This is a genomic window from Streptomyces sp. NPDC020362 (assembly GCF_040642095.1).
In the GTDB taxonomy this organism is placed as follows: domain Bacteria; phylum Actinomycetota; class Actinomycetes; order Streptomycetales; family Streptomycetaceae; genus Streptomyces.
The window spans coordinates 1-26,236 of record NZ_JBFAET010000071.1; the positions used below are offsets into that span (position 1 = coordinate 1).

At 70.5% G+C, this 26,236-nt stretch carries 27 protein-coding genes and 1 riboswitch; of the genes, 12 read left to right on the top strand and 15 right to left on the bottom strand.

Annotated features, from left to right (window positions below; all coding sequences use genetic code 11):
* Positions 1–210: 210 nt before the first annotated feature.
* The 3 genes from AB0H32_RS24240 to AB0H32_RS24250 form a co-directional block, all read right to left on the bottom strand.
* Positions 211–1,335, bottom strand: coding sequence for an NADH:flavin oxidoreductase (locus AB0H32_RS24240; protein WP_361124203.1), 1,125 nt, complete (start codon positions 1,333–1,335; stop codon positions 211–213).
* Between the two features lie 115 nt (positions 1,336–1,450).
* The gene (locus AB0H32_RS24245; protein WP_361124204.1) at positions 1,451–1,663 is read right to left on the bottom strand and encodes a hypothetical protein; all 213 of its coding nucleotides are present in this window, start codon (positions 1,661–1,663) and stop codon (positions 1,451–1,453) included.
* Positions 1,660–1,893 (bottom strand): hypothetical protein, encoded by a 234-nt coding sequence (locus tag AB0H32_RS24250; protein WP_361124206.1) that lies wholly within the window; start codon positions 1,891–1,893, stop codon positions 1,660–1,662. The genes AB0H32_RS24245 and AB0H32_RS24250 overlap by 4 nt, the downstream gene beginning before the upstream one ends.
* 115 nt (positions 1,894–2,008) lie before the next feature.
* Between AB0H32_RS24250 and AB0H32_RS24255 the strand changes: the two genes are divergently transcribed.
* Together AB0H32_RS24255 and AB0H32_RS24260 are read left to right on the top strand one after the other, a co-directional pair.
* Entirely contained in the window at positions 2,009–2,848 is an 840-nt protein-coding gene (locus tag AB0H32_RS24255) for a helix-turn-helix transcriptional regulator (RefSeq protein ID WP_361124208.1), read from the top strand.
* Positions 2,832–3,095 (top strand): DUF397 domain-containing protein, encoded by a 264-nt coding sequence (locus AB0H32_RS24260; protein ID WP_361124210.1) that lies wholly within the window; start codon positions 2,832–2,834, stop codon positions 3,093–3,095. Before AB0H32_RS24255 ends, AB0H32_RS24260 begins: the two co-directional genes overlap by 17 nt.
* Before the next feature lie 222 nt (positions 3,096–3,317).
* On the opposite strand, the gene AB0H32_RS24265 is transcribed toward AB0H32_RS24260, so the two are convergent.
* Entirely contained in the window at positions 3,318–3,884 is a 567-nt protein-coding gene (locus AB0H32_RS24265) for a hypothetical protein (protein WP_361124211.1), read from the bottom strand.
* 200 nt (positions 3,885–4,084) lie between these two features.
* On the opposite strand from AB0H32_RS24265, the gene AB0H32_RS24270 reads away from it, so the two are divergent.
* From AB0H32_RS24270 to AB0H32_RS24280, 3 genes are all read left to right on the top strand, one after another.
* Entirely contained in the window at positions 4,085–5,089 is a 1,005-nt protein-coding gene (locus AB0H32_RS24270) for a winged helix-turn-helix domain-containing protein (RefSeq protein ID WP_361124213.1), read from the top strand.
* 233 nt (positions 5,090–5,322) lie between these two features.
* Positions 5,323–6,207, top strand: a complete 885-nt coding sequence (locus AB0H32_RS24275) for a hypothetical protein (RefSeq protein WP_361124215.1) — start codon at positions 5,323–5,325, stop codon at positions 6,205–6,207.
* A gap of 8 nt (positions 6,208–6,215) precedes the next feature.
* Complete coding sequence (locus AB0H32_RS24280) at positions 6,216–6,857, top strand: Uma2 family endonuclease (RefSeq protein WP_361124217.1); 642 nt, start codon at positions 6,216–6,218, stop codon at positions 6,855–6,857.
* Between the two features lie 82 nt (positions 6,858–6,939).
* Here AB0H32_RS24280 and groL read toward each other — a convergent pair whose 3' ends face one another.
* The 4 genes from groL to thrC all read right to left on the bottom strand — a co-directional run bounded on the left by groL (position 6,940) and on the right by thrC (position 11,118).
* The gene (gene groL, locus AB0H32_RS24285; protein ID WP_361124218.1) at positions 6,940–8,562 is read right to left on the bottom strand and encodes a chaperonin GroEL; all 1,623 of its coding nucleotides are present in this window, start codon (positions 8,560–8,562) and stop codon (positions 6,940–6,942) included.
* Positions 8,563–8,914: 352 nt separating this feature from the next.
* Positions 8,915–9,118, bottom strand: a complete 204-nt coding sequence (locus tag AB0H32_RS24290; RefSeq protein ID WP_004929928.1) for a cold-shock protein — start codon at positions 9,116–9,118, stop codon at positions 8,915–8,917.
* A gap of 444 nt (positions 9,119–9,562) precedes the next feature.
* Positions 9,563–9,838, bottom strand: coding sequence for a MoaD/ThiS family protein (locus tag AB0H32_RS24295; protein WP_361124220.1), 276 nt, complete (start codon positions 9,836–9,838; stop codon positions 9,563–9,565).
* Positions 9,835–11,118, bottom strand: a complete 1,284-nt coding sequence (gene thrC / locus AB0H32_RS24300) for a threonine synthase (RefSeq protein ID WP_361124221.1) — start codon at positions 11,116–11,118, stop codon at positions 9,835–9,837. The genes AB0H32_RS24295 and thrC overlap by 4 nt, the downstream gene beginning before the upstream one ends.
* A 17-nt stretch (positions 11,119–11,135) precedes the next feature.
* Positions 11,136–11,279, bottom strand: a riboswitch (SAM riboswitch).
* A gap of 129 nt (positions 11,280–11,408) precedes the next feature.
* On the opposite strand from thrC, the gene AB0H32_RS24305 reads away from it, so the two are divergent.
* Together AB0H32_RS24305 and AB0H32_RS24310 are read left to right on the top strand one after the other, a co-directional pair.
* Positions 11,409–12,380 carry a glucosyl-3-phosphoglycerate synthase gene (locus AB0H32_RS24305; RefSeq protein ID WP_361124223.1) on the top strand — a complete coding sequence of 324 codons (972 nt, stop codon included), beginning with the start codon at positions 11,409–11,411 and terminating at the stop codon, positions 12,378–12,380.
* An 86-nt stretch (positions 12,381–12,466) separates the two neighbouring features.
* Positions 12,467–13,885 (top strand): trehalose-6-phosphate synthase, encoded by a 1,419-nt coding sequence (locus tag AB0H32_RS24310; protein ID WP_361124225.1) that lies wholly within the window; start codon positions 12,467–12,469, stop codon positions 13,883–13,885.
* Positions 13,886–14,009: 124 nt separating this feature from the next.
* Here AB0H32_RS24310 and otsB read toward each other — a convergent pair whose 3' ends face one another.
* The 3 genes from otsB to AB0H32_RS24325 all read right to left on the bottom strand — a co-directional run bounded on the left by otsB (position 14,010) and on the right by AB0H32_RS24325 (position 16,872).
* The gene (gene otsB, locus AB0H32_RS24315) at positions 14,010–14,843 is read right to left on the bottom strand and encodes a trehalose-phosphatase (RefSeq protein WP_361124227.1); all 834 of its coding nucleotides are present in this window, start codon (positions 14,841–14,843) and stop codon (positions 14,010–14,012) included.
* A 413-nt stretch (positions 14,844–15,256) separates the two neighbouring features.
* On the bottom strand, positions 15,257–15,481 hold the full coding sequence (locus AB0H32_RS24320) for a DUF3263 domain-containing protein (protein ID WP_361124229.1): 225 nt from the start codon (positions 15,479–15,481) through the stop codon (positions 15,257–15,259).
* A 140-nt stretch (positions 15,482–15,621) separates the two neighbouring features.
* A complete protein-coding gene (locus AB0H32_RS24325; RefSeq protein WP_361124230.1) occupies positions 15,622–16,872 on the bottom strand; it encodes an extracellular solute-binding protein in 1,251 nt (416 codons plus the stop codon).
* Positions 16,873–17,011: 139 nt separating this feature from the next.
* Here AB0H32_RS24325 and AB0H32_RS24330 point away from each other — a divergent pair, with 139 nt between their 5' ends.
* The 3 genes from AB0H32_RS24330 (at position 17,012) to AB0H32_RS24340 (ending at position 20,216) form a co-directional block, all read left to right on the top strand.
* The gene (locus AB0H32_RS24330) at positions 17,012–17,956 is read left to right on the top strand and encodes an ROK family protein (RefSeq protein ID WP_361124232.1); all 945 of its coding nucleotides are present in this window, start codon (positions 17,012–17,014) and stop codon (positions 17,954–17,956) included.
* Positions 17,956–19,167: an N-acetylglucosamine-6-phosphate deacetylase gene (nagA, locus tag AB0H32_RS24335; RefSeq protein WP_361124234.1), complete on the top strand. Its 1,212-nt coding sequence runs from the start codon at positions 17,956–17,958 to the stop codon at positions 19,165–19,167. Before AB0H32_RS24330 ends, nagA begins: the two co-directional genes overlap by 1 nt.
* Positions 19,168–19,286: 119 nt before the next feature.
* The gene (locus AB0H32_RS24340) at positions 19,287–20,216 is read left to right on the top strand and encodes a 1-phosphofructokinase family hexose kinase (protein WP_361124236.1); all 930 of its coding nucleotides are present in this window, start codon (positions 19,287–19,289) and stop codon (positions 20,214–20,216) included.
* Here the strand turns inward: AB0H32_RS24340 and AB0H32_RS24345 are convergent.
* Together AB0H32_RS24345 and cdgB are read right to left on the bottom strand one after the other, a co-directional pair.
* Complete coding sequence (locus tag AB0H32_RS24345; RefSeq protein WP_361124238.1) at positions 20,213–21,157, bottom strand: carbohydrate-binding protein; 945 nt, start codon at positions 21,155–21,157, stop codon at positions 20,213–20,215. The genes AB0H32_RS24340 and AB0H32_RS24345 overlap by 4 nt on opposite strands.
* A gap of 118 nt (positions 21,158–21,275) precedes the next feature.
* Positions 21,276–22,931 carry a diguanylate cyclase CdgB gene (cdgB, locus tag AB0H32_RS24350; RefSeq protein ID WP_361124240.1) on the bottom strand — a complete coding sequence of 552 codons (1,656 nt, stop codon included), beginning with the start codon at positions 22,929–22,931 and terminating at the stop codon, positions 21,276–21,278.
* A gap of 437 nt (positions 22,932–23,368) precedes the next feature.
* Between cdgB and AB0H32_RS24355 the strand changes: the two genes are divergently transcribed.
* Both AB0H32_RS24355 and AB0H32_RS24360 read left to right on the top strand, forming a co-directional pair.
* Positions 23,369–23,941, top strand: a complete 573-nt coding sequence (locus AB0H32_RS24355; protein ID WP_361124242.1) for a flavin reductase family protein — start codon at positions 23,369–23,371, stop codon at positions 23,939–23,941.
* Between the two features lie 62 nt (positions 23,942–24,003).
* Entirely contained in the window at positions 24,004–24,462 is a 459-nt protein-coding gene (locus AB0H32_RS24360) for a GNAT family N-acetyltransferase (protein ID WP_361124244.1), read from the top strand.
* 155 nt (positions 24,463–24,617) lie between these two features.
* Here the strand turns inward: AB0H32_RS24360 and AB0H32_RS24365 are convergent, their stop codons facing one another.
* Positions 24,618–25,496 carry a sigma-70 family RNA polymerase sigma factor gene (locus AB0H32_RS24365; protein WP_361124269.1) on the bottom strand — a complete coding sequence of 293 codons (879 nt, stop codon included), beginning with the start codon at positions 25,494–25,496 and terminating at the stop codon, positions 24,618–24,620.
* Between the two features lie 171 nt (positions 25,497–25,667).
* Positions 25,668–26,129, bottom strand: a complete 462-nt coding sequence (gene arfB, locus AB0H32_RS24370; protein ID WP_361124246.1) for an alternative ribosome rescue aminoacyl-tRNA hydrolase ArfB — start codon at positions 26,127–26,129, stop codon at positions 25,668–25,670.
* Between the last annotated feature and the right edge of the window lie 107 nt (positions 26,130–26,236).

Genomic DNA, 26,236 nt, shown 5'->3' on the forward strand with positions numbered 1-26,236 from the left:
CCCGCGGGGGGGTCCGGCTAGGGGACCCCCCCCTAAGCCCCCAACCCCCACCTCTTCAGCGCCCCCCCCCCCCCCTGCGGCGGCCCCCACCACGGGTCCTGCGGTCCGTGCCGCCCCGGCCGGGGGCTCGGTCGTCGTCATGCTCGCTCCTCACTGGTCATCAGGAGAACGCACGACGACGATCACGAGTGCCCGGACCGGCGCGCGGCGTCAGCTCAGGGTCTTGACCGCGGCCGCGTCGTACGGCTTCAGCTCCTCGAAGCGGTCGGCGAGCACCTTGGCCGCCCACTCGGGGTCCTGGAGCAGCGCGCGGCCGACGGCGACCATGTCGAACTCGTCGGCCTCCAGGCGGTCCAGGAGGTTGTCGATGCCCTGGACCGGGGAGCCCTCGCCCTGGAAGGCGTTGATGAAGTCGCCGTCGAGGCCGACCGAGCCGACGGAGATGACCTGCTTGCCGGTGAGCTTCTTGGTCCAGCCCGCGAGGTTCAGGTCGGAGCCGTCGAACTCGGGCACCCAGTAGCGGCGGGTGGAGGCGTGGAAGACGTCGACGCCGGCGGCGGCCAGCGGGGTGAGGATCGCCTCCAGCTCCTCGGGGGTCTCGGCGAGGCGGGCGCCGTAGTCCTGCTGCTTCCACTGCGAGTAGCGGAAGATGACCGGGAATTCGGGGGAGACCGCCTCGCGGACCGCCGCGACGATCTCCGCCGCGAACTTGGTGCGGGCCACCGGGTCGCCGCCGTACGCGTCCGTGCGGCGGTTGGTGCCCGCCCACAGGAACTGGTCGAGGAGGTAGCCGTGGGCGCCGTGCAGCTCGACACCGTCGAGGCCGATGCGCTCGGCGGCGGCAGCGGCCTCGGCGAACGCGGCGACGACGTCGTCCAGGTCCTGCTGGGTCATGGCCTTGCCGGTGGGCTCGGCACCCTCGGTGACGAGACCGGACGGGCCCATCGCGGGAGCGTCCGGGAAGGGGGCGTCGCCATCCTTGCGGACCATGCCTATGTGCCACAGCTGCGGGACGATGGTGCCGCCCGCCGCGTGCACGTCCTCGGCGACCCTCGCCCAGCCCGCCAGCTGCTCCTCCCCGTGGAACCGGGGCACCCGGTCGCTCTGCCCGGCCGACGCGTGACCGACGTACGTCCCCTCCGTGACGATCAGTCCGACACCGGCGGCGGCGCGGCGCGCGTAGTAGGAACGCACGTCCTCGCCGGGGATGCCGCCCGGGGAGAACATGCGGGTCATCGGGGCCATCACGATCCGGTTCGGGACGGTGAGTCCGTTGAGCGTGATCGGGCGGGACAGGATCTGGGCCGCGCGGGAGGCGGGCGTCGTGACGGTCACGTGGGGGGCTCCTCGTGAATGGCGGGGTCAACCGGTCGGTATGTGAGCATGCATTGTTGCAGCCTCTTAAGTAATCGCCTATGCGCCGGACCACATTCCGCCCCGGCGGACACTTTTACGTGACACCGGTCACACTCTCCCGGTTCAGCCGCCGCACCCGCTCCCGCAGCACCTCGCCCGGCGCCACCTCCCCGAGCTCCCCCGGCGGACAGTCCCACTCCCGCCCGCCGCCCACGGGGCGCAGCTGCACATACCCACCCACGTGCCCCATCACCTCACCGAGCCGCCCGCTGCGGGTGTCCACGGCGTACTCGGGCACAGCGCTCACGCGTCGGCGGCCTTCGCCCGAAGAGCCGCAGCCAGCCGCGAAGCCACCCCCAGGTTGCAGCGGCCCAGGTCGACCAGGGCGTACGGGTGGCCGTGGGCGCCGGTGACCGGGTCGATACGCAGCGACGGCAGGATGATCCCCACCTCGTGCAGGGCGGCACGCAGCCGCTCGACAGCCTCCTGGGCCGATCGGGCGGGCCGCTCGCCCGCTGCCGATTCCTTCGTCTCCATTGCGCCAATTCCTCCACGCTGAGTGTTCGCTTTCACCACACAGCGTGTCCATCGGCGCCCTAACCTGGCTAGATACGACGCCCCAACAACCCCTGCTGTCAGACCGGGAGTTGCCATGGCAGGACCGAAGGACCTCGACCCGTCGTCATCACCCAGGGCTCTGCTGGGTGCGGAGTTGCGACACGCCCGCGAGAAGGCCGGGATAAGCCAGGAGGAGCTGGGCCAACGGTTGTTCGTGAGCGGATCGTTCATCGGGCAGCTGGAGGCGGGGACGCGGCGGATGCAGCCGGAGTATGCGCGGATGCTGGATGAGGTTCTGGGCACGGAGGATTTCTTCCAGCGGAACTGTGCGGCGGTGGCCAAGTCGAAGTACCCGGAGCACTTTGCAGAAGCCGCCGAGGCGGAGGCAGTCGCTACGGCAATCAGGCAGTACGCGCCGCTGCTCATCCCGGGACTGCTCCAGACGCCCGCGTACGCACGAGCCGTGTGCCGGGCGTACCAGCCGACGGCGCCCGAGGAGGAGATCGACAAGCTGGTGGCCGCCCGGATAGAGCGCGCCCGCATCCTCGACAATCCAACAGACCCTTTGTTGTGGGCGGTGATCGACGAGGCCGCGCTGCGCCGGGTGACGGGCGGGGCCAAGGTGATGACGGAGGCCCTGCGCCACACCGCCGACTTGGCCCACAGGGGCCGTGCCATCGTTCAGGTGCTGCCGTTCGGCGCGGGGGCGCACGCGGCGATGCAGGGTGCGATCAAGCTGATGGACTTCGAGGACGCTCCTCCGCTGGTGTACTTCGAGGGGGTCGGCACCGGACGGCTGGAGGACGACCCGGCCCTCGTCAGGCATCATCGGTTCATCTACGAACTCCTCACGGCCTGCGCACTCCCGCCGCAGAACTCCCTGGTCCTCATCGAGACGATGGCGCAGGATTACGCGCATGAGGACCATGCCTGAGTGCGACCTGGACGCGGCCGTCTGGTACAAGTCCAGCTACAGCGGCGGCAGCGGCGGCGACTGCCTGGAAGTCGCCCGCTGGCGCAAGTCGACGTACAGCGGCGGCGACGGCGGCGACTGCCTCGAAGTCGCCGACGGCCACTCCACCCTCATCCCCGTCCGCGACTCCAAGATCCCCCTCGGCCCGAAGCTCGTGTTCCGGGCGGAGGCGTGGGCGGCGTTCGTCGCAGACGTGAAAGGTGCGTGATCACAAGCCAGTCTTCGCCAGAAGAGGCGGCCGGTCCTTCTGCACCCCCAACAACCCCCGCCGCACAAGGCCGCTGCGAGGCCGGAGGAGTGTGTGCACTGTTGGCGGTTGCTCCTCATCAAGGAGCGACGGTCAGGCCGGCGCGACAGTGGCCGACGCCTTCCAGGGGTCGGGGGCCGCAATCCCCCTTGCGTATTGCGACCCCTCGCCTTCTCCCTGGTGTCAGGAGGCCTGACACCACTTGTCCTCATGCCCCGAGATCGTGTTGCCGCTGTGGTAGTCGTGGGTGTCGCTGTAGGCCCAACAGTCCTTCACCACGCCGTTGCTGTAGGTGATGTGCAGGCGGGACTCACTGGTCCAACCGTCCACCCCATTGGTGTGCACCCCGATCGAGGGCGAGGGGACGGAGGGGCCCGCGAGGGATCCCACTTGCCCGCTGGACGTCCAGGTGCCGAGGTCCTCCCACGACTGGTCCATGGCAGTGACCCAGGCACCGGTGATGCCGGGGTGAGCCGTCGTGCGGAAATTGTTGTTCCAGTTGAAGACGGCTCGCGTGTTCCCGCAGTAGTCGTACTGCTGCTCGATCCAGCCGACGATGAGCCAGTTCCCGTTGCCGTCCTTGACGTACTCGGTGCCGTCGTTGCCCTGGCGGGTCCACGAGCAACCGGCCGGTGACACTGCGTGCGCGGTGCCGGTGGTGGCCACCGTGGCGCCGCCGGCGAACGCGAGCGCGGCGGCGGTCATGGCGATGGTGCGGCGGATCCTGGGTGCTTTCGGCAGTGCAGACAAGGCTTCCCCATCTCTCATCCGGGACTCGGAGGCCGAAACCACGGAACTGACGCGTTCACGTCTGACGCTTTGTCCCGGACCGGCCTGACGATGCGAGCCTGGCAGGGGCCTGACAGGCGTCGCACAGTGTTTCGCCCCAGCCCGAAACCGGCCGGTAGCTTCGGCGCTTGCCGACGGCGGACGTCACGGGGGGACATACGGTGCTGCGACTTCACTTCACCTTCGAAGACCTGGCCAAGGTGGTGTTCAACGACATGCCGCCACTGATGAGCGAGGCGGTGCTGAGCCTGCAGATGCTGTCCCGTACCGACCAGCAACTACGTTTCGGGCAGTGGCGTGCGAACCTCCGCGGGCGGATACCTGCCACCGTTCGCCCGTTGTCGGACCTCGTGCCGGCCCGCGGCTGGATCCCGGACTTCCTCACTCCGGTCGTCCGCGACACCGCAAGCGGAGCTGCCGCTCTGGAGGCCATCCGAGCTACATCCGCGCGGCAGGTCCTCGCCGACCTCACGCGGCTGGGCGCCACCGGCCAACTGCCCGGCTGGGTACGCAAGCTGACAGACGGTGACTCCGACGCCATGACCGCCGTCACCGATGCACTGGCCGCCTGGAACCAGCTTGCCATCGCTCCGTACGAGCGCCATATGCAGGCTGCGCTGGACGCCGACTTAGCCTGCAAGACGACCATCTTGACCCACCGCGGGATCGACGCCCTGCTACGCCGACTGCACCCGGCCATCACCTGGCAACCGCCCGTCCTGACCCTGCCCTCCTCGATCGAGGCGGACATCGACCTGGCCGGACGCGGCCTGCGCCTGGCTCCGATGCTGTTCTGCGGCCCAATGCCTCGACTGCGCCTGGGCGACGATGCCGGCACCATGGCCGTACTGGCGTACCCGTTGCCGTTCGACCCCGTCGCCGCCAACCCGCTTGCCGGAACCGGACCGGACCAGGAGCTCCGCAGCACAGCCGCGCTCGGCAGATTGATGGGTACCACCCGGTCCACCGTTCTGCACGCCATCGCCGCAGCCCCCGGCCTCACCACCGCGAATCTCGCCCACCGCGCCGACGTCGCCTTGGCCACCGCCTCCGAACACGCCGCCGTGCTACGCGAGGCAGGGTTGATCACCAGCCACCGCGACGGCAACCGCGTCCGCCACTATCCGACCGCCACGGCGGCGGCTCTGCTCGACATGGCCCCTTAGAGCCCACGACCCGGTACGCGTACTCCCCGAAGCTCGAGCACCCAGCTCCGAGCGCTCTTTCCAAGGAACGGGTGGAGGGCCTCAACCCACCCTCCCACCCGGCGAGTTGACTTGACGCGTTCGACTTGCGACGCACTGTGACGATCCTTTAGCGTGCCCGCATAACGAACAGCCCCCGCCAGGTGCTACCAACACCTGCGGGGGCTTGACCAACGAGATCGAGGCCCGATCCCATGGCTGACGCCAAGCTTAGTGCTGCCCTCCTGCCCGCGCACGCCTCCCCGCACCCGATGGCCAATCCGGGTTACGGCAAGCGGTCCGCACCCGATCAACTCCCCCGCACCAACCACGACTTCGCGCACTTACCTCCCCGCGAAGCCGCCATCGCCGTGTACATCGACCGCCTCCCCGAAGGCACCGACATCTCCGTGAAGACGCTGGCCAAGACGCTCCCGTACGGCCAGTGCGCCTTACGTACGGCCCTCAACACCCTCCAGCGGGCAGGGCACCTGAGGCGGGGCCGGGAACGGCTGGGGACCGACTCGGGCGGCTCGCGCTGGATCACCCGATCGTGGTTTTCCCGTACGGCACGTGACGACACCTGGTGGGCAGCCTTCACGCGTGGCGACGTACCGGAACCGGAGCAGCCACCGGACGAACGCACCCGCCCCACCCGCTCCCGCGCCCACATCCTCCTCGCCGCCCTGGGTCGTACGACCCCGGTCCTGTCCCTCTCCGCCGCCGACTGCGCGGCGCTCGCCCCGCTGGTGGAGGAATGGTTCGCACGCGGGGCCACCGAGGAGACGCTCCGGGCCGCGCTGACCGCAGGCCTGCCGACGCCCGTCCACAGCCCGGCGGCCCTGCTCCGCAGCCGGCTGACCGACAAACTCCCGCCGGAGCCACCCGCCCCACGCCCGCCCCGCCGGGTCCTGGAGTGTGCGGAGTGCGGAGTACCGGGGCGGCCGGAAGCACTGCCGGGAGGCGTGTGCGGCGGCTGCCGAGGCGAACGCGCCCCCGCACACCCTCGTACGCCTCTGCCCGCCCCTGCGGTCCACGCCCGTGTGGGCGAAATTCGGGCTGCGATGTCCGTACGACGACATGAGAGGACACCGGGATGATTCTTCCGATGCCCACCGAGGACTTCGAGGAACTGGCCGAAGCGGCCCCTGAGCACGTCTGCCTCGAATTCGTCAACGGGCGAGTCCGCACCAAGGATCCACTCGGTGTAGAGGACTTCGAGGAGCTGGAGCGCCGGGCGCCTGAGACCGTCCGGCTTGAGTACATCAACGGAAAACTAGAGGTCAAGGCTCCTCAGGACGGCAATCACTCCTGCATTCACACCTGGCTGATGCGCCAGTGCCTCCTCCAGCGGCCCGGCCATGGCCTCTATCCCCTCTCTGGCGTCAAGACACAGGCCGACCGCAATGGACGAGCCCGCGCGGACGGAGCCTTCGCGCGGCGCGGCCACTTCAAAGGGCACGGCGAATGGTCCGACCCTGATGGCATCCTGATGGTCCTGGAGATCACTGTCCGCGACCACGGCACCAACCAACGCGACCGCGTCGACAAGCCGATCGGCTACGCGACGGCCGAGATTCCCGTCTACCTCCTCATCGACCGCGACCACAACACGGTCACCGTCCACAGCGAGCCGAAGGACGGCCGCTACCAGCGGTCCCCGTCCTATCCCTGGGGCGCCACCGTCGAGCTCCCGCCGCCGGTGAGCATCACCCTGGACACCGACGCTCTCAAGGAGTACGCCGACTGAAAACGCCCAAGGGCGGCACCCCCAGCCAGAAGCTGGACGTACCGCCCTCGGTCGTAGGACAGGCGATCAACCGTCAGGTCGATCAGAAGTCCATGTCACCGCCCGGCATGCCGCCCGGAGCGGCCGCGGCGGCCTTCTCCGGCTTGTCGGCGATGACGGCCTCGGTGGTGAGGAACAGCGCGGCGATGGAGGCGGCGTTCTGCAGGGCAGAGCGGGTCACCTTCGCCGGGTCGATGATGCCCTCGGCGATCATGTCGACGTACTCGCCGGTGGCGGCGTTCAGACCGTGGCCGACGGCCAGGTTGCGCACCTTCTCCACGACGACGCCGCCCTCGAGACCACCGTTGACGGCGATCTGCTTCAGCGGGGCCTCCAGCGCGAGCTTCACGGCGTTGGCGCCGGTCGCCTCGTCGCCGTCCAGCTCCAGCTTCTCGAAGACCTGGGAGGCCTGCAGCAGGGCCACGCCACCACCGGCGACGATGCCCTCCTCGACGGCCGCCTTCGCGTTGCGGACGGCGTCCTCGATGCGGTGCTTGCGCTCCTTGAGCTCCACCTCGGTGGCGGCACCGGCCTTGATGACCGCAACACCGCCGGCGAGCTTCGCCAGGCGCTCCTGCAGCTTCTCGCGGTCGTAGTCCGAGTCGCTGTTCTCGATCTCGGCGCGGATCTGGTTCACCCGGCCGTTGACCTGCTCGGAGGAGCCGGCACCGTCGACGATGGTGGTCTCGTCCTTGGTGATGACGATCTTGCGGGCGCGGCCCAGGAGGTCCAGGGTCGCGTTCTCCAGCTTGAGGCCGACCTCCTCGGAGATGACCTCGCCGCCCGTGAGGATGGCGATGTCGCCGAGCATGGCCTTGCGGCGGTCGCCGAAGCCCGGAGCCTTGACCGCGACGGACTTGAAGGTGCCGCGGATCTTGTTGACGACCAGGGTCGACAGGGCCTCGCCCTCGACGTCCTCGGCGATGATCAGCAGCGGCTTGCCCGACTGCATGACCTTCTCCAGCAGCGGGAGCAGGTCCTTGACCGAGGAGATCTTGGAGTTGGCGATGAGGATGTACGGGTCCTCGAGCACCGCCTCCATGCGCTCCATGTCGGTCGCGAAGTAGGCGGAGATGTAACCCTTGTCGAAGCGCATGCCCTCGGTGAGCTCGAGCTCCAGACCGAAGGTGTTGCTCTCCTCGACGGTGATGACGCCTTCCTTGCCGACCTTGTCCATGGCCTCGGCGATCAGCTCGCCGATCTGGGTGTCGGCGGCGGAGATGGACGCGGTGGAGGCGATCTGCTCCTTGGTCTCGACGTCCTTCGCCTGCTCCAGCAGGGCGGCGGAGACGGCCTCGACGGCCTTCTCGATACCGCGCTTCAGGGCCATCGGGTTGGCACCGGCGGCGACGTTGCGCAGGCCCTCCTTGACCAGGGCCTGGGCGAGCACGGTCGCGGTGGTCGTACCGTCACCGGCGACGTCGTCCGTCTTCTTGGCGACTTCCTTGACCAGCTCGGCGCCGATCTTCTCGAACGGGTCCTCGAGCTCGATCTCCTTGGCGATGGAGACACCATCGTTGGTGATCGTGGGGGCGCCCCACTTCTTCTCGAGGACGACGTTGCGACCCTTGGGGCCGAGCGTCACCTTGACGGCGTCCGCGAGCTGGTTCATGCCGCGCTCGAGGCCGCGCCGCGCCTCCTCGTCGAACGCGATGATCTTGGCCATGTGAAGTGGTCCCTCCAGGACTGGGGGTGATTCCTTCGGACCGCGCCCGCGCCCGCGACGGACGGCTCGCACGCCTCGTGGTTCCTTGCCCCACCCGGCCTGCGGGCCTCACCGACCCGGTCCTTCGTTGTCACTCTCACCTTCAGAGTGCTAACGCCAATGATTAGCACTCGGCATGCGCGAGTGCAAGACGCACCCGCGAAGCGGGGCCGTTGAGGGGTGGTGGTTGGGCCACGGGTGGGCGCAAGCGCCTCACGGGGTACAGCGGGGCACTCGGCCCCCGGCGAACAAGGGCATGCACGGCGAAGGGCCCGCACCCTGTGCCGGTGCGGGCCCTTCGCCACAAGAACGTTCAGGCGCTGAGGCGAACCATGTCGGCCTGCGGGCCCTTCTGGCCCTGCGAGATCTCGAACTCCACCCGCTGGCCCTCTTCCAGGGTGCGGTAGCCGTCCATCTGAATGGCGCTGTAGTGGACGAAGACGTCCGCACCACCGTCGACCGCGATGAAGCCGTACCCCTTCTCCGCGTTGAACCACTTGACGGTGCCCTGAGCCATGCCTAACTCCCCTATTACTGGCCCTTGCACAGATCCACACTTCGCGGACCCGGGTCAGACCTCACCCCCCATTGGTCGGGGGCGTGCGCCGGAACGCGTCGACCGCGGCTGAATGTATCTGTCCAACTGCCGTCTGCAACAGGTCAATCGGACGAGAATTCTGGACGAGCACGGTCCGGAATCTGCCAAAAATTCGGCCGAATTCAGGGCAAGTCGGGCTGTACAAACTGGAACAAAAGCCGCATATTGCCCGCTTACTTTGGCTACTTCTTGTCGGGCGAGCGGCATGAAATCCGGGGCCTGCGACCCGCAGGTCCGGAGCGAGTTCCCCAACTGTACCGCGCTCAATCACACTGAATGGCCCCCTCCGTTTCTCTCACGGAGGAGGCCATTCGATGAACAATCGGTAACCGAGGTTACCGAAGGTAATGATCGGTCATTCGGTCAGCCGCCTGCGACGGCCGGAATGATGGAGACACCGGCACCGTCCGGGGTCGCCGTCTGAAGGCCCTGCTCAAAGCGCACGTCGTCGTCATTGACGTACACATTGACGAAACGGCGCAGCTTGCCCTGGTCGTCCAGCACCCGGGCGGCGATGCCGGTGTGGTTCTTCTCCAGGTCCTCGATGACCTCGGCGAGGGTCCCGCCGTCGGCGGCGACCTCGGCCTGCCCGCCGGTGTAGGTGCGCAGGATGGTGGGGATGCGAACGGTCACGCTCATGCGAGGCCAGCCTCTCGGAAGGAGTCCAGGGTCGGGCGGATGGTGGCGGTGAGCCCGGTGCCGGCCACCGCGTCGAGGGTCTTGAGGCCGTCGCCGGTGTTGAGGACGACCGTGGTGAGCGACGGGTCCAGGACGCCGTCCTCGATCAGCTTCTTCGTCACGCCGACGGTCACCCCGCCGGCCGTCTCCGCGAAGATGCCCTCGGTCCGGGCCAGCAGCTTGATCGCGTCCACGACCTGCTCGTCGGTCACGTCCTCCACCGCACCGCCCGTGCGGCGCGCGATGTCCAGGACGTACGGCCCGTCGGCCGGGTTGCCGATGGCGAGGGACTTGGCGATGGTGTTCGGCTTCTGCGGCCGCACGACGTCGTGACCCGCCTTGAACGCGGTCGACACCGGCGAGCAGCCCTCGGCCTGCGCACCGAAGATCTTGTACGGCCGGTCTTCGACCAGACCGAGCTTGATCAGCTCCTGCAGACCCTTGTCGATCTTCGTCAGCTGGGAGCCGGAGGCGATCGGGACGACCAGCTGGTCGGGCAGCTGCCAGCCGAGCTGCTCGCAGATCTCGTACGCCAGGGTCTTCGACCCCTCCGCGTAGTACGGCCGCAGGTTGACGTTGACGAAGCCCCAGCCCTCGCCGGCCGGGTCGCCGATCAGCTCGGAGCAGAAGCGGTTCACGTCGTCGTAGTTGCCCTCGATGCCGACCAGCTCGCCGCCGTAGACCGCGGCCATGACGACCTTGCCCTGCTCCAGGTCGTGCGGGATGAACACGCAGGAGCGGAAGCCGGCCCGGGCGGCCGCGGCGCCGACGGCACCGGCCAGGTTGCCCGTGGAGGAGCAGGAGAGCGTGGTGAAGCCGAAGGCGCGCGCGGCCTCCAGTGCCTGGGCCACCACCCGGTCCTTGAAGGAGTGCGTCGGGTTGCCGGAGTCGTCCTTCACGTACAGACCGCCGGTGACACCCAGCTCACGCGCGAGGTTGTCGGCCTTGACGAGCTTGGTCCAGCCCGGGTTGATGTTGGGCTTGTCCGCCACGTCGGAGGGGACGGGCAGCAGCGGGGCGTACCGCCAGATGTTCGCGGGACCGGCCTCGATGCGCCGCCGCAGCTCTTCGGTGTCGTAGGCGGAGAAGTCGTAGGCGATCTCCAGCGGGCCGAAACACTCCGCGCAGGCGAACACCGGACCGAGCGGCACGCGGTGACCGCACTCGCGACAGCTCAGGGCAGCGGCGGGGCCGAGGTCTACGGTGGAGGTGGAGGTGCTTTCAACTGTCTGCACAGCCATGGAGGCGAGGCCCTTTCTCCTCATCTTCCTCACGACGCATCTCGCCGTGAGACGGATTTGGCACCTTCCCTAGCCGTGGAGCCTCGCGTGGAAGACGAGAACCGACTGGAGGGTTGCCGGGGCTTCATCGGGCCGTGTCCCTCTGCCCCTCTGGATGAGCGGTATTCGGTTGTCAACGCGGGCGACCTCCGACATGCGATGGTCATCGGCGTTGCTCAAGACTGTAACCGAAGGCCAGGACAGTTGAGATAGTCGTCCGAACCGCGAGACAACGTGAGGAGCCGCTGACTGTGCTGGAAGAAGTCGAGCGCTGGCTGGCCACCCGCTCCTGGTCCGTGACCGATCGCCCGCTCCACAAGATCCTGGCGGCCAAGCAGCGCACGGGCCAGTCGGTCTCCGTCGTGCTGCCCGCGCTCAACGAGGAGGAGACGGTCGGCGACATCGTCACCGTCATCCGTCACGACCTGATGCAGCAGACCCCGCTGGTCGACGAGATCGTCGTCGTCGACTCCGGGTCCACCGACCGCACCTCCGAGGTCGCCGCTGCCGCGGGCGCCCGGGTCGTCCACCGCGACGACATCCTCCCGCGCATACCGGCCGTCCCCGGCAAGGGCGAGGTGCTGTGGCGCTCCCTGCTGGTGACCCGCGGCGACATCGTCTGCTTCATCGACGCCGACCTGAGGGAGTTCTCCTCCGACTTCGTCTCCGGGATCGTCGGCCCGCTGCTCACCGAGCCGGACGTCGACCTGGTGAAGGCCATGTACGACCGTCCGCTCGGCACCGAGCTGGATTCGCTCGGCTCCGGCAGGACGGCCGGGCAGGGCGGCCGGGTGACCGAGCTGATGGCCCGCCCGCTGCTGAACATGCACTGGCCGCAGCTGGCCGGATTCGTCCAGCCGCTCGGCGGCGAGTACGCGGCCCGCCGCTCCCTGCTGGAACAGCTGCCGTTCCCGGTGGGCTACGGCGTGGAGCTGGGCATGCTCGTGGACGCGCTGCACCTGGTGGGCCTGGACGCCCTCGCCCAGGTGGACGTCGGCGTGCGCAAGCACCGCCACCAGGACGGGCAGGCCCTGGGCCGTATGGCCGCGGCGATCTACCGCACGGCCCAGCTGCGGCTGGCCCGCGGCCACCTCGTGCGGCCCGCCCTCACCCAGTTCGAGCGGGGCGAGGACGGCTTCGAGCCACGCACCTATTCGGTGGACACCGAGGAGCGGCCGCCGATGGCCGAGATCGCGGAGTACGCGGCCCGCCGGGTCGCCTGAGGGACGCGCGAGAAAGGCTGTATACAGCCCCCTTCCGGGGCAGACCGTACGTTTGAGCGTTTCGGGGCCGGGCTAGGTTGAGGCGTATGGCTTCCACCCATGGTGCTGAGGTGCTGGTCGCGTCCAACCGCGGCCCGGTTTCGTACGAGGTCCTCGACGACGGCTCGCTGCGCGCCAAACGGGGCGGCGGCGGGCTGGTCTCGGGGCTGTCGGCCATCGGGCCGGACACCAATGCGGTGTGGGTCTGCGCCGCGCTGGGCGACGGCGACCGCGCAGCGGTGCGGCGCGCGGAGGGCGGGCTGCTGCCGCCCGAGGAGACCGGCGGGCAGCGCGTGCGCATGCTCGACATCGACACGGCGGTGTTCGCCGACGCGTACAACGGCATCGCCAACTCGGTGCTGTGGTTCGTCCACCACATGCTGTACCAGACCCCGCTGGAGCCCGTCTTCGACGCGGAGTTCCGGCGGCAGTGGGCGGCGTACGAGGCGTACAACCGGGCCTTCGCCGAGGCGCTGGCCGAGGAGGCCGCGGACGGGGCGGCGGTGCTGATCCAGGACTACCACCTGGCGCTCGCCCCCCGGATGCTCCGCCGGCTCCGCCCCGACCTGCGCATCGGTCACTTCTCGCACACCCCGTGGGCCCCGCCGGACTACTTCCGCCTCCTGCCCGACGACATCGCGGCCGAGCTGCTGACCGGCATCCTGGGCGCGGACCGGGCGGCCTTCCTGACCCGGCGGTGGGCGGACGCGTTCACCGACTGCTGTCACGCGGTGCTGGGGCCGGGCATCCCCTCCGGGACCCGGATCGGGGTGCACGGGCTCGGCGCCGACGCGGACTTCCTGCGGGAGCGGGCGCACCGGACGGACGTGAACGAACGGATGGCCGCGCTGCGGGAGGAGATCGGCGAGGGGCGCCGGACCGTCGTCCGGGTGGACCGCACCGAGCTGTCCAAGAACATCGTGCGGGGCCTGCTGGCGTACCGGCAGCTGCTGGAGGACCACCCCGAGTGGCGTGAGCGGGTGGTCCACCTCGCCTTCGCCTACCCGTCCCGGCAGGACCTCGCCGTCTACCGTGAGTACACGGCCGAGGTGCAGCGGGTGGCCGAGGAGATCAACGCGCACTACGGGACGCCGGGTTGGACACCCGTCGTGCTGCACGTCAAGGACGACTTCGCGCGCTCCCTGGCGGCGTACCGGCTCGCGGACGTGGCGCTGGTCAACCCGATCCGGGACGGCATGAACCTGGTCGCCAAGGAGGTCCCGGTCGTCTCGGACGAGGGCTGCGCGCTGGTGCTGTCGCGGGAGGCAGGGGCGTACGAGGAACTGGGCGAGGACGCGATCGTGGTGAACCCGTACGACATCGGGGGGACGGCGGATGCGCTGCACGCTGCGCTGAGCATGCCGGGGGACGAGCGGGCGGAGCGGTCGAAGAGGCTGGCCGCGGCCGCCACCGCGTTGCCGCCTGCCCAGTGGTTCCTGGACCAGCTGGGGGCGCTGGAGCGGTGACGGCCGGGTGCCTGGGGCGCCGAATGCCTGCTGACGGCCGATGTCTGCCGATGTCTGCCGATGGTCGAGTGCCTGCCGGTCGGCGAGTGTGCGCCGGTGGCAGTGGGACGGCCGGTGGCGGTGATCAGGGCATGTGGTCCGCCAGGGCTCGGAGCAGGGCTACGACTCCCGCCGGGCCCTCCGTCACCACGTCCGCGCGTTCCGCCAGTTCCGTGACCTCCGTGCTGCCGCTGCAGACCAGGAGGCCGGGGGTGCCGTCGGAGCGGAGTTTGTCCACGGCTGCGTAGGCGGGGAGGTCGCCGAGGTCGTCGCCGGCGTAGAGGACGGACTCGGCGCCGGCGGTGCGGACGTGGTCGAGGAAGGCGACACCCTTGTCCATGCCGGGCGGGCGCAGTTCGAGGACCATCCGGCCGGGCTCGACGATCAGGCCGTGCCGGGTGGCGAGGTCGGCCAGGGGTTCACGCAGGGCCTCGAAGGCGGCCTGCGGGTCGTCCGCGCGGCGGGTGTGGACGGCGATGGCCCGGCCCTTCTCCTCGATCCACGCACCGTGCCGGGCACCGATGCGGTCCAGGAGCCCCGGCAGCTCGGCGCGGACCGCGGCCACCCCGGGGTGTGGCGGAGGTGCGGTGACCGTGCCCGTCGCGGCGTCCCAGCGCTCGGCGCCGTAATGGCCGAGGACGACGAGGTGCTCCAGGCCGGGCACGCCTGCGAAGCCTCCGTTGCGGACCGCGACGCCGGCGGGCCTGCCGGTGATCACGGCGACGGAGGCGACCTTGGGGGCGAGCGCGGCGAGCGCGGGGACGGCGTCGGGGTGGGCGCGGGCCTGCTCGGGGTCGTCGACGATCGGGGCCAGCGTGCCGTCGAAGTCGAGGCCGATCACCGCGGTGCGGGGCTCGGCGAGCAGCGCCTGCAGTCCGTCCCGCCCGGCCCGGGTCGCCGGATTCGGCAGAGGGTCCATGCATCGACACTATCCAGCGTGGGCGGCGGTCACTCCTGGGGCTGCGCCCCAGACCCCGTTGCCCACCCGCTCACCCGACTCGGTCGGCCGGCTGGTGCAACAAGCGACGCGCCCGGCAGCCTCTCCTCCTCCACCCTCTCCCCGCGCGCTCCTGCCGACAGATTCGGGTGGCCGGGAAAAGTCAGCGCTCGGCCCGGGCGTCCCCGCCAGCCCCAGCCCTACGCCCACCCGGCGCCGTGCTCACTCACCCCTTGGCCCGGGAGGCACCGTCGGCATCAGCCCTCAGCCCTGAGCCCCCAGCCCGGGCGTCTCCGTCAGCCTCGGCCCTCGGCCCGGGCGTCCCCGTCAACCCCAGCCCTCGGCCCAACGGCCACTGTCGGCCCCGGCCCTCGGCCCACCCGGCGCTGTCGGACTCAGCGCTCCGATCGGCGGGAGTCCCGGACCCGGCGCAGGCGGTTCACCGTCAGCGGGTCCAGGGCCAGTGCCCTCTCGTCGTCCAGCAGGGCGTTCAGGAGCTGGTAGTAGCGCACCGGTGCCAGGCCCAGCTCCTCGCGTATCGCCCGCTCCTTCGCGCCGGGCCCGGAAAAGCCCCGGCGCTCCAGCGCGAGGATGGCCTGTTCACGGCTGCCCAGTTCCATGTGCGCAACCGTAGCGCCGGGCACCGACAACCGGCCCGGCCGGCGTCACCCGACCCGTTCCAGTCCAGTCCAGTCCGGCCCGGTCCAGTCCGGCCCGGTCCGGCTCGGTCCGGCCCGGTCCCAGTCCGGTCCAGTCCGGCTCAGCCTGCGGAGGACGCGCCGCTGTCGGCCGTCGCCGCAGCCGCCTGGAGGCGGGTGAGGACGCCGGAGGGGCTGCCGTCGGGGGCCACCGCCTGGCCTATGTCCTTCTTCACGGCCGCGCTGACCGCCGCCCAGGAGGTCTTGCCGACCGGGTACAGCTCCGAGGTCGGCAGCTGGTCGAGGAAGGCGTGCAGATCCTTGTCCGGGGCCGCGTCCGAGTCGCTCATGACGTTGGACGCGGAACCGGTGACCGGCAGCAGGCCGTACTCGCGGGAGAAGTCGAGGACGTTCTTCTGCTCGTAGACGTAGTCGAGGAAGTCGCCGATCTGCTGCGCGTGCCCGTTCTGCTTGAAGCCCATCATCCAGTCGGCGACGCCCATGGAGGCCTTGGCCTTGCCGCTGCGGCCCGGCATCGGGACCATGCCGAACTGCACGCCCTTCTTGCCGGCCTGCTGGATCAGCGTGGGATGCCCGTTGAGCATGCCGACCTGGCCGTCCGCGAAGGCGGCGAAGGCGTCCGCGCGGTTGAGCCTGCCGGGTGCGACGGGGCCGGTCAGCCCCTTGTCGACCAGTTCGTCCTTGAGCCAGGTGAAGGTCTGGACGTTCTGCGCGGAGTCGATGGTGTAAGTGCCGATGTCGTCGGTGTAGCCGTTGCCGCCGCTCAGCAGCCACTGCATGGTCTCGGCCTGGGCCTCCTCGGGGCCGAGCGGCAGCGCGAGGGGGTACTTCACGCCCTTGTCCTTGAGCGCCTTCGCATCGGCGGCCAGTTCGTCCCAGGTGGTGGGCGGGGTGATGCCGGCCTTGGCGAACAGGGTCTTGTTGTAGAAGAGCACCCGGGTGGAGGCGCCGAACGGAATGCCGTACTGGACGTGCTTCCACTCGCCCGCGTCGGCGAGCTGGGAGAGGAAGTCGGCCTGGGTGCGGATGGAGAGCAGGTCGGAGACCTGGTAGAGCTTGCCCGCGGCCGCGTAGTCGGCGTAGGCGCCGATCTGGGCCAGGTCGGGGGCGTGGCCGGCATCGACCATGTCCTTGACCTTGCGGTCGACGTCGTTCCAGGAGTAGACGCTGACCTGGATCTTCACGCCGGAGTGCTTGGCCTCGTACGCCTTGGCCAGCTTGTCCCAGTATTTCTGTGTGCTGTTCGCGGCGGAGTCGCCGTAGTCGGCCGCGACCAGCTTCAGGGTCACGTCGGAGGACCCCGAGCTCCCGCAACCGCCCAGGACCGCCGTCATGCCCAGTGCGGACACCACCGCGATCGTTCCTGCCGTACGCCGACCCACCGTCAAAGCCCCAACCCTGCTGTCTGACCGTTCAATATATGGACGCATAAGGTCTACACCACGTGAGTGGACTAGACCTCTTGTGGGTCCGGGGGTCACACTGTCCCCCGTGAGACATGTCATCGCCCTGGACGTGGGCGGTACCGGGATGAAGGCAGCCCTCGTCGGCGACGACGGCGCCCTGCTGCACCGCGCCCGCCGCGCGACCGGCCGCGAGCGCGGTCCCGACGCGGTGGTCGAGACCATCCTCGACTTCGCCGTCGAGCTGCGCGCGTACGGCGTGGAGCACTACGGCGAAGCGGCCGCCGCGGCCGGTCTCGCGGTCCCCGGCATCGTCGACGAGGAGCAGGGCATCGCCGTCTACGCAGCCAACCTCGGCTGGCGGGACGTACCCCTGCGCGACCTGCTCGCCGAGCGGCTCGGCGTGCCCGTGGCGCTCGGCCACGACGTGCGCACCGGCGGGCTCGCCGAGGGCCGGATCGGTGCGGGCAAGGGCGCCGACCGGTTCCTGTTCGTGCCGCTCGGCACCGGCATCGCCGGCGCCATCGGCCTGGACGGGCGGGTGGAGGCGGGCGCGCACGGCTTCGCGGGCGAGATCGGCCATGTCGTCGTACGCCCCTCAGGCACCCCCTGCCCCTGCGGGCAGCGCGGCTGCCTGGAGCGGTACGCCTCCGCTTCCGCGGTCAGCGAGGCATGGGCGGCGGCCTGCGGGGACCCCGAGGCGGACGCGGCCGACTGCGCGAAGGCCGTCGCGTCCGGTGACCCGAACGCCGTCCGGATCTGGCAGGAGGCGGTGGACGCGCTCGCCGACGGGCTGGTCACCGCGCTCACCCTGCTGGACCCGCGCACGCTGATCATCGGTGGCGGTCTTGCCGAGGCGGGGGAAGTGTTGTTCCAACCGCTGCGGGACGCCGTCCGGCAGCGCGTCACCTTCCAGAAACTGCCGTCCATCGTCCCCGCCGCCCTCGGCGACACCGCCGGCTGCCTGGGCGCGGGACTCCTCGCCCGGGATCTGCTCGGCTCCACTCCTACGACTCCGGAGGTAAGCACCTGATGGCCAACGAGCAGGACCGTCGAACTCCGGGGGCTTCGAAAGGGGCGCGGGGAACTGCGCGACCAGCCCCCACCGGCCCGCAGGTACTCACTGGCGCAAAGGCGGTCCTCCCCACCGGAACCGTGGAAAACGGCCAGGTGGCCGTCGACGGCAGGCGAATCACCGGCACAGCCCCCGCAAACGCCCAGGTGATCGACGTAACCGGCCACTGGGTGGTACCCGGCTTCGTCGACATCCACAACCACGGCGGCGGCGGCGCCTCCTTCTCCGGCACGGCGGACGACATCCTGAAGGCCGTCCGCACCCACCGCCTGCACGGCACGACCACGCTGGTCGCCTCCACCGTCACCGACGAGATGGACCTGCTGGTGCAGCAGGCGGGGCTGCTGAGCGAGCTGGCCGAGCAGGGCGACATCGCCGGCATCCACTTCGAGGGGCCGTTCATCTCCCCGTGCCGCAAGGGCGCCCACTCCGAGGAGCTACTGCGCGACCCGGAGCCGGCAGAGGTGCGCAAGCTGATCGACGCGGCGCGCGGCAAGGCGAAGATGGTCACCCTCGCCACCGAGCTGCCGGGCGGCATCGACTCCGTGCGGCTGCTCGCCGAACACGGCGTGATCGCCGCCATCGGCCACACCGACGCCACCTACGAGCAGACGGTCGAGGCCATCGACGCGGGCGCCACGGTCGCCACCCACCTCTTCAACGCCATGCCCACCCTCGGCCACCGCTCCCCCGGCCCGATCGCCGCCCTCCTGGAGGACGAGCGAGTGACGGTGGAGCTGATCAACGACGGTACGCATTTGCATCCGGCCGCGCTGGAGCTGGCGTTCCATCACGCGGGCGCCTCCCGGGTCGCGTTCATCACCGACGCGATGGACGCGGCCGGCATCGGCGACGGCCGCTACATGCTCGGCCCGCTGGAGGTCGAGGTCAGCGAGGGCGTGGCCCGGCTGGTGGAGGGCGGCTCGATCGCGGGCTCCACGCTCACCCTGGACCGCGCGTTCAAGCGGGCGGTGACCGTCGACAAGCTGGCGGTGGAGGACGCCGTGACGGCGTTGTCGGCGAACCCGGCCCGACTGCTCGGCCTCTTCGACCGCATCGGTTCCCTGGAGCCCGGCAAGGACGCCGACCTGGTCCTGCTGGACGAGAACTTCGACCTCAAGGGCGTGATGCGCCAGGGCGAATGGGTGGTTGCGCCCCAACTGCCCTGATCCGTACCTCCCTTCGCCGGACGGCGGCCGGTCCTCCCCCTGGGCCGACCGCCGTCTCTTTGGCATGATCGGGGCCCCAGTCACCGATGACGTACGGACTTCGAGGGAGGTCGGCCCGGGTGATCCTCACGGTCACACTGAACACCGCTCTCGACATCACCTATCGCGTCCGGTCCCTGCGGCCGCACACCTCGCACCGCGTCTCGGACGTCATCGAGCGTCCCGGCGGCAAGGGACTGAACGTGGCCCGCGTGCTGGCCGCCCTCGGCCACGAGGTGACGGCCACCGGGTTCGCCGGCGGCGCGACCGGCCGCGCCATACGCGACCGGCTCGCGGACATGCCCGGCGTGACGGACGCACTGGTACCGGTCACCGGGGCGACCCGGCGCACGATTGCAGTCGTCGACGAACTGACCGGCGACACGACCCAGTTGAACGAACCCGGTCCGCAGATATCCCCCACCGAATGGGGCACCTTCCTGGACCGGTACGAGGAACTGCTGCCCACCGCCTCGGCGGTGGCCCTCTCCGGCAGCCTGCCGCCTGGAGTGCCGGTGGGCGCCTACGCGGGCCTCGTACGAGCCGCACGCACCCTCGGCGTCCCCGTTCTCCTCGACACCAGCGGCGAGCCCCTGCGCCGGGGGGTCGCCGCCCGCCCCGACATCATCAAGCCCAACTCCGACGAACTGGCCGAACTCACCGGCTCCCACGATCCGCTGCGCGCCACCCAGGACGCCCGCCGCCGAGGCGCCACCACAGTGGTCGCCTCCCTCGGCCCGGAGGGCCTGCTGGCCGCCACCCCACAGGGCCGCTGGCGCGCCACCCCACCGTCCCGCGTCCGCGGCAACCCGACCGGCGCAGGCGACTCGGCGGTGGCGGGCCTGCTGTCGGGACTCGTGGAACGGCTGCCCTGGCCGGAGCGGCTGGCGCGCGCGGTGGCCTTGTCGGCGGCGACGGTACGGGCCCCGGTGGCGGGGGAGTTCGATCCGGCGGTGTACGAGGAACTGCGGGGGCGGGTGGCGGTGACCGGGGTGGTCAGCGCGGCTTAGCCGTTCCGCGTGTGCTTGCCCTGCTGGAGCCAAAGCTGGTCGATCAGCGCGTTGCACTTGTCGCCGGGCTGGCAGGAGACGGAGATCGTATTGGAGCCCTGCTCGAGGGTGGGCCACACGTAGGTCGTCGTCCAACCGTTCGCGAAGTCGCCGTCCTTGGCGTGCCTGTAGTTCTTCAGCGGCAGCCCGGTACCGAACGGCTTGCCGTTGACGCTGACCGTCATCGTCTGGTCCGAGCCGGCCGCGCTGAAGTTCGCGAACAGGGTGTAGAGGCCCCCCGAGGGTACGTCCACGCTCCAGGTGATCGAGGAACCGACCTGGTTCAGGCCACCCACGTACTTGCCGCCCGCGGCCTGCGCGCCCTTGACGTCCGAGGCCACCGTGGCACCGCCCGACAGCTGTGCGGAGCCGTCCGCAGCGTCGATCTTCAGGTTGCCGCTCCCAGCCGAGCTGCTCCCTGACGGGCTCGGCTCGTGGCTCTGGGACTGGGTCGGGGTGGTGCCGGCCTGGTTGCCGGTCTTCTTGCCGTCGTCCCCGTTGAGCACCGCGATGCCGATGCCTATGACGACCGCGGCGACCACCGCGATCGCGCCGATCAGCAAACCCTTGGTGTTCGGGCCGCGGCGGCCGCCGCCGGGCGCCATGGGCTGGCGGCCGGTCGGGGCTCCGCCGGGGAGGGTCTCGGGGGCCTGGTAGTGGGCGTTCGGCTGGCCGTAGGCACCCTGCTGCGGGACGGTGGGCTGCTGCTGACCGTAAGGGGCCTGCTGCTGGCCGTACTGGCGCTCGCCGACCGCGCGCACCCTGCTGCTCCTGCTGACCGAGTTCGGGTAGCCGTACCCACCGGACGGCGGCTGGGCCCCTCTGGCCTGCCCGTCGGCGTACAGATAGCCGAACGGGTCGTCGTCCTCGGGCGTGCTCGCGCCGTTGTCGCCGGGCGTCATCCCTAGGTACTCCTCAACAGGTGCGGGCGGATGCGATACAGGATTGGAATGGCGAGCCTACCCGCTCTGGCTGGCCCAAACGGGTGACTCAGACCGCATCAACTCGCTGACCTGCGGATCATCCGGCGCGTCGATGTTGTTTGGGACGAGATCGTTTCTCTACGTACATCCGCTCGTCGGCTGACTTCAACACTTCGTCCGCCGTCATGCCGCAGTGTGCCCAGCCGATGCCGAAACTGGCGCCCACCCGGACCGCCCGGCCCTCGGCGCGGATCGGCTGGATGATCTCGTTGCGCAGGCGTACCGCCAGGTCCTGGGCGTCGGCCTTGCCGAGGCCGTCGGCGAGGATCACGAACTCGTCGCCGCCGAGCCGGGCGACGGTGTCGCCGTCGCGCACCCCCCGGGACAGCCGCCGGGCGACCTCGATCAGGACCGCGTCGCCCGCGTTGTGGCCGAACCGGTCGTTGATCGACTTGAAGCCGTCCAGGTCGCAGAAGAGGACCGCGAGACCCTTGGCGCCGTCGTCGTGGCCGTCCTCGGGGGCGACGGTGTGCACGTGGTGGTCGAAGGTGTCGTACGCCTCCGCGCCCGGCGCGAAGTCGAAGCCGTGGGCGGTGGGGGCGTCGAACGCCGGATGGCCGTAGGCCGCGTCGAGGGACTCCAGCTCACCGGCATGGGCCTGGCGCCGGCACAGGCGGGCCGACAGGCGTGAGCGCAGCTCGGCGGAGTTCGGCAGGCCGGTGAGGGAGTCGTGGGAGGCGCGGTGGGCGAGCTGCAGCTCGCGGCGCTTGCGCTCCTCGATCTCCTCGACGTGGGTGAGCAGGAAGCGGGGCCCGTCGGCCGCGTCGGCGACGACGGAGTTGCGCAGGCTGACCCAGACGTAGCTGCCGTCGCGGCGGCCGAGGCGGAGTTCCGCGCGGCCCCCCTCCGCGGAGGTCCTCAGCAGCGTGCCGATGTCCTCGGGGTGCACGAGATCCGAGAAGGAGTAGCGGCGCATCGCGGAGGCGGGGCGGCCCAGCAGGCGGCACAGGGCGTCGTTGGTGCGCAGGATCCGGCCGTGCTGGTCGCCGCCCATCTCGGCGATCGCCATGCCGGAGGGGGCGTACTCGAAGGCCTGCCTGAAGCTTTCCTCGCTGGCCCGCAGCGCCTGCTGCTCGCGCTCCAGGCGGACCAGGGCGCGCTGCATGTTCGCACGTAGACGCGCGTTGCTGATCGCGATGGCGGCCTGGAAGGCGTACATCTGCAGGGCCTCGCGGCCCCAGGCGCCGGGGCGGCGGCCGTTGCGCGGCCGGTCGACCGATATGACGCCGAGCAGCTCACCGGAGGAGCCGCCCTGCACGCCGGGCGTGTACATCGGCGCGAAGAGCCGGTCGGAGGGGTGCCACTCGTCCTCGAAGCGCGGCGCGGGCCCGTCGGTGTACCACTGCGGGACGTCGTCGTCGTCCAGCACCCAGCCCTCGGTGTGCGGTATGAAGACCAGGTCGCCCCACTGCTCGCCCATGTTCAGCCGGCGCAGCCAGGCGTCGCGGGAGCCGACCCGTCCGGTGATCAGGGCCTCGGCGGCCGAGTTGCCGGAGAGGGCGGCGACGACGAGATCGCCGTCGGGGCGTACGAGGTTGACGCAGGCCATCTCGTAGCCGAGGGCGTTCACGACGCCGTCGGCCACGGTCTGCAGTGTGTCCGCCAGGCTGCGTGCCGTGTTCATGTCGGCCATGACCTGGTGCAGCTGCCGCAGGGACGCAAGACGGACATACGGCTCCGACTCGGTCTCCATGCTCGCCCTCCCCCCGAGACCTCGCAGCGAATCAAGGGTTGTCTTCGGCGTTGCTTTACGCGGTGCCAGGTGGTGCTGTCGGTGGTGCTCTGACGGTGGTCTCACAGCTTCCCGCCACTGAATCACAGCGCGCTGCCCACTCGGTACACAGGGTCAACAATTCCTGCCCCTTGTGACTCAAGTCACATAAGAACGTGAACAATTGAGTGGAGTTTCTGCGTTTTCCCTGTGCGTCTACTGAACACACACTGTGCGTGCGTGGCGCATGACGCTCGAACGCCCCGCAGTCCCAAGGCCGTCCCGGGTCGGCCGCCCCAAGGCCGTCCCAGGTCCGTTCCCGGTCCCGGCTCCGCCGACGCCTGGTCCCGCGGTCCTAGGACCCGGCTCGGCCCAGGGTCCGATGCGGCGCGTGCCGTGCGGAGATTAGCGTTTCCGGCGTGCTGAAGACTCCCTCACCCACCGCCCCCGCCGCTTCCGGGCATGCTGTGGGGGTGAGCAACGACGAGTTCCGTGCCGCGATGTCCCGGCTGGCCGCGGGTGTGGTCCTGGTCACCGCGCAGGAGCCGCCGCTGGACCCGGACGATCCGGGTGCACCGGGTGTCGAGGACGTCGGCATGACCGCCACCGCCTTCATGTCGGTGTCGCTGGACCCGCCGCTGGTGCTGGTCAGCCTGCGCGAGGGCTCCCGCATGGACGACCTGCTCGACGAACAGCCGCTGTGGGCGGTCTCGGTCCTCACCGAGAGCCAGCGGCACATCGCCGGACGCTTCGCCATGAAGGGCCGCATCAGCGACCGCCTGCTCTTCGAGGACCTCCCCTACGCCCGCGGAGAGGCCACCGGCGCCCCGCTGATGGGCGGTGCGCTGGCCACCCTGGAGTGCCGCACCGAGCAGCGGGTGACGGCGGGGGACCACACCCTCGTCATCGGCCGGGTGCTGACCGCGCAGGTGCCGAGCGCGGAGGGCGGTCCACTGCTCTATTTCCGGGGCCGTTACCGGCAGTTGGGCTAATCGGCCGGCCCGGGCCGGTAATTCCGTGGCCGGGCCGTGAACGGGGTGCTTAATGTGCGCGAATGACACCCCGTCTGGAAGAAATAACCCCTCACAATCTCGAAGCCGCCCTCGCCATCCGCGTCCGCCCCGGCCAGGAGCACGCGGTCGAGCCGGTCTCGCATTCCCTCGCCGAGGCCTACGTCCGACCCGCAGGCGTCGCCTGGCCACGCCTGATCGTGGACGACGACCGGCCGGTCGGCTTCCTGATGGCCTTCCTCGACATCGACTGGCGCCTCGACGGCAGCGTGATCCGCTCCGGCCTGTGGCGTCTGAACATCGACGCCGGAGAACAGAGCAGGGGCTACGGCCGCTTCGCCGTCGACGCCGTGGCCGCCGAACTCCGCCGCCGGGACGCCAAGGAGCTGTACGTCACCTGGCACCCGGGCGCGGACGGCCCCGAGGAGTTCTACCTCCGCCTGGGCTTCCGCACGAACGGGGAGACGAGCGGGGGCCAGACGGTGGGTGTGCTGGACCTTTGACCGGCCCCGTGTGCGTCCTTTGACCGGGCCCGTGTGCGTCCTTCCGGCTGCGTCGGGCATCGCCGCGCCCCCTCGGTCCGGCCCCCGGGCCCGCCGCTCACTTTCGGCCCGCCCGCCGGACCCGCCACTCGCCCTCGGCCCGACCGCGGGACCCGCTATGCCGGCTCGATGCCGAGCCGGGACACCCGCGCCGGGTCGGTCACGATCTCGATGACGGCGATGCGCTCGCGGACGAAGGTGAAGGTCAGCGCGCGCTCGGGGCGGCCGTCGGCGGCCAGGACCACCAGGCCGACGGCGCCGTCGACCAGGGCCGGGTGCGCGACCCGGGCCAGGCCGGCGTAGCTCGTCGCGCCCGCGGCGACCGCCGAGGCGCCGCTGGTCACACCGGCCTCGCTGCGGGCCACCACATCCGGGTCGAGTACCGCCAGCAGCCCGTCGAAGTCACCGTCCCGCGCGGCGGCCAGGAAGGCGTCGACGATCCGGCGCTGCCGGACCAGATCGGCGTCCGGGGCCTTCGCGCCCTGCACCCGGCGGCGGGCCCGGCTGGCGAGCTGCCGAGCCGCGGCCGGGCTGCGGCCGAGGACGCCGGCGATGTCCTCGAACGGCACGGCGAACAGGTCGTGCAGCACGAACGCGAGCCGCTCGGCCGGGGTGAGGGTGTCGAGGACGACGAGGAGCGCGACCCCGACCGAGTCTGCGAGCAGGGCGTCCTGGGCGGGGTCCGGTTCGTGGGACGGCGCCGGGTTCCAGCTGTCCAGCGGCTGCTCGCCACGGGAGCGGCGGGAGCGGAGCATGTCCAGGCAGACCCGGCCCACCACGGTCGTCAGCCAGCCTCCGAGGTTCTCCACCTGCCGGGCGTCGGTGCGGCTGAGCCGGAACCAGGACTCCTGCACGGCGTCGTCGGCCTCGGCGGCCGACCCGAGCATGCGGTGCGCGACGGCACGCAGATGACTGCGGTGCTCCTCGAACCGCTCGGCGAGGAAGTCCGTGTCGCCGCGGCGGTCACTGCCGCCGCTGCGGTCGCCGTGGTCCATGTCCCGGTCGCCGTGGCCGTTGCCGCAGTCGCCCTGGTCGGCGTCCCGCTCGCCCTGGTCAGTGTCGCGGTCGCTGTCGCTCATCAGCGGGTCCAGCCTCTCCGTCCCGTTCCGTACCGGTCGACGGGATGACGGATCGGGAGGCGGAAGTGTGACCGCAGGGCGTGTCGGCTACGTCCAGTCGCGGCCGGAGCGGCCCCGCTTCCTCTCGGAGTGCTGTTTCTTCTCCCGCAGACGGCGCTCGTTGATCCCGCGCGGGATCCGGGTCGGTCTGCGGGGCTTGGGCGGGGGTGCGGTGGCCTCCGCGAGAAGGGCGGCGAGGCGCACGGCGGCGGCCTCGCGGTTGCGCCACTGGGAGCGGTGCTCGGAGGACCGTACGACGATGACCCCGTCGACCAGCCGCCCGGCCAGCCGTTGCAGCGCCCGCTCCTTCCACACCGGGGGAAGCGCCTCGGTGGCGGCGAGGTCGAAGCGCAGCTCCGCCTGGGAGTCGCTGGTGTTCACATGCTGGCCGCCCGGCCCGGACGACCTGGAGAAACGCCACATCAGCTCGGCCTCGGGAAGCGAGACGGAGCCACGGATCGGGTGTCTTCCGGGGGCCGGACCCCCGGACCCCAGAGAAGGACCGGACATGTGTCCCATGTTCCCGGTCCGGCCCGCCTCACGTCACCCGGTTTTCGGCATCGGGGAAAGAGGCAGCGTCGGTAAAAGAGGTAAAGGGATCCGGAACCATGGGGACC

Excerpts from the sequence above, each read along its gene's own strand:
- groL (WP_361124218.1), bottom strand. The coding sequence starts at position 8,562 with ATGGCCAAGATCATCGCGTTCGACGAGGAGGCGCGGCGCGGCCTCGAG.
- AB0H32_RS24275 (WP_361124215.1), top strand. The coding sequence starts at position 5,323 with ATGGCTGACGCCAAGCTTAGTGCTGCCCTCCTGCCCGCGCACGCCTCC.
- thrC (WP_361124221.1), bottom strand. The coding sequence starts at position 11,118 with ATGGCTGTGCAGACAGTTGAAAGCACCTCCACCTCCACCGTAGACCTC.
- AB0H32_RS24320 (WP_361124229.1), bottom strand. The coding sequence starts at position 15,481 with ATGGAACTGGGCAGCCGTGAACAGGCCATCCTCGCGCTGGAGCGCCGG.
- arfB (WP_361124246.1), bottom strand. The coding sequence starts at position 26,129 with ATGTCCGGTCCTTCTCTGGGGTCCGGGGGTCCGGCCCCCGGAAGACAC.
- AB0H32_RS24280 (WP_361124217.1), top strand. The coding sequence starts at position 6,216 with ATGCCCACCGAGGACTTCGAGGAACTGGCCGAAGCGGCCCCTGAGCAC.
- AB0H32_RS24290 (WP_004929928.1), bottom strand. The coding sequence starts at position 9,118 with ATGGCTCAGGGCACCGTCAAGTGGTTCAACGCGGAGAAGGGGTACGGC.
- AB0H32_RS24255 (WP_361124208.1), top strand. The coding sequence starts at position 2,009 with ATGGCAGGACCGAAGGACCTCGACCCGTCGTCATCACCCAGGGCTCTG.
- AB0H32_RS24360 (WP_361124244.1), top strand. The coding sequence starts at position 24,004 with ATGACACCCCGTCTGGAAGAAATAACCCCTCACAATCTCGAAGCCGCC.
- AB0H32_RS24250 (WP_361124206.1), bottom strand. The coding sequence starts at position 1,893 with ATGGAGACGAAGGAATCGGCAGCGGGCGAGCGGCCCGCCCGATCGGCC.
- nagA (WP_361124234.1), top strand. The coding sequence starts at position 17,956 with ATGGCCAACGAGCAGGACCGTCGAACTCCGGGGGCTTCGAAAGGGGCG.
- otsB (WP_361124227.1), bottom strand. The coding sequence starts at position 14,843 with ATGGACCCTCTGCCGAATCCGGCGACCCGGGCCGGGCGGGACGGACTG.
- AB0H32_RS24295 (WP_361124220.1), bottom strand. The coding sequence starts at position 9,838 with ATGAGCGTGACCGTTCGCATCCCCACCATCCTGCGCACCTACACCGGC.
- AB0H32_RS24260 (WP_361124210.1), top strand. The coding sequence starts at position 2,832 with ATGAGGACCATGCCTGAGTGCGACCTGGACGCGGCCGTCTGGTACAAG.
- AB0H32_RS24345 (WP_361124238.1), bottom strand. The coding sequence starts at position 21,157 with ATGACGCCCGGCGACAACGGCGCGAGCACGCCCGAGGACGACGACCCG.
- AB0H32_RS24310 (WP_361124225.1), top strand. The coding sequence starts at position 12,467 with ATGGCTTCCACCCATGGTGCTGAGGTGCTGGTCGCGTCCAACCGCGGC.
- cdgB (WP_361124240.1), bottom strand. The coding sequence starts at position 22,931 with ATGGAGACCGAGTCGGAGCCGTATGTCCGTCTTGCGTCCCTGCGGCAG.
- AB0H32_RS24365 (WP_361124269.1), bottom strand. The coding sequence starts at position 25,496 with ATGGACCACGGCGACCGCAGCGGCGGCAGTGACCGCCGCGGCGACACG.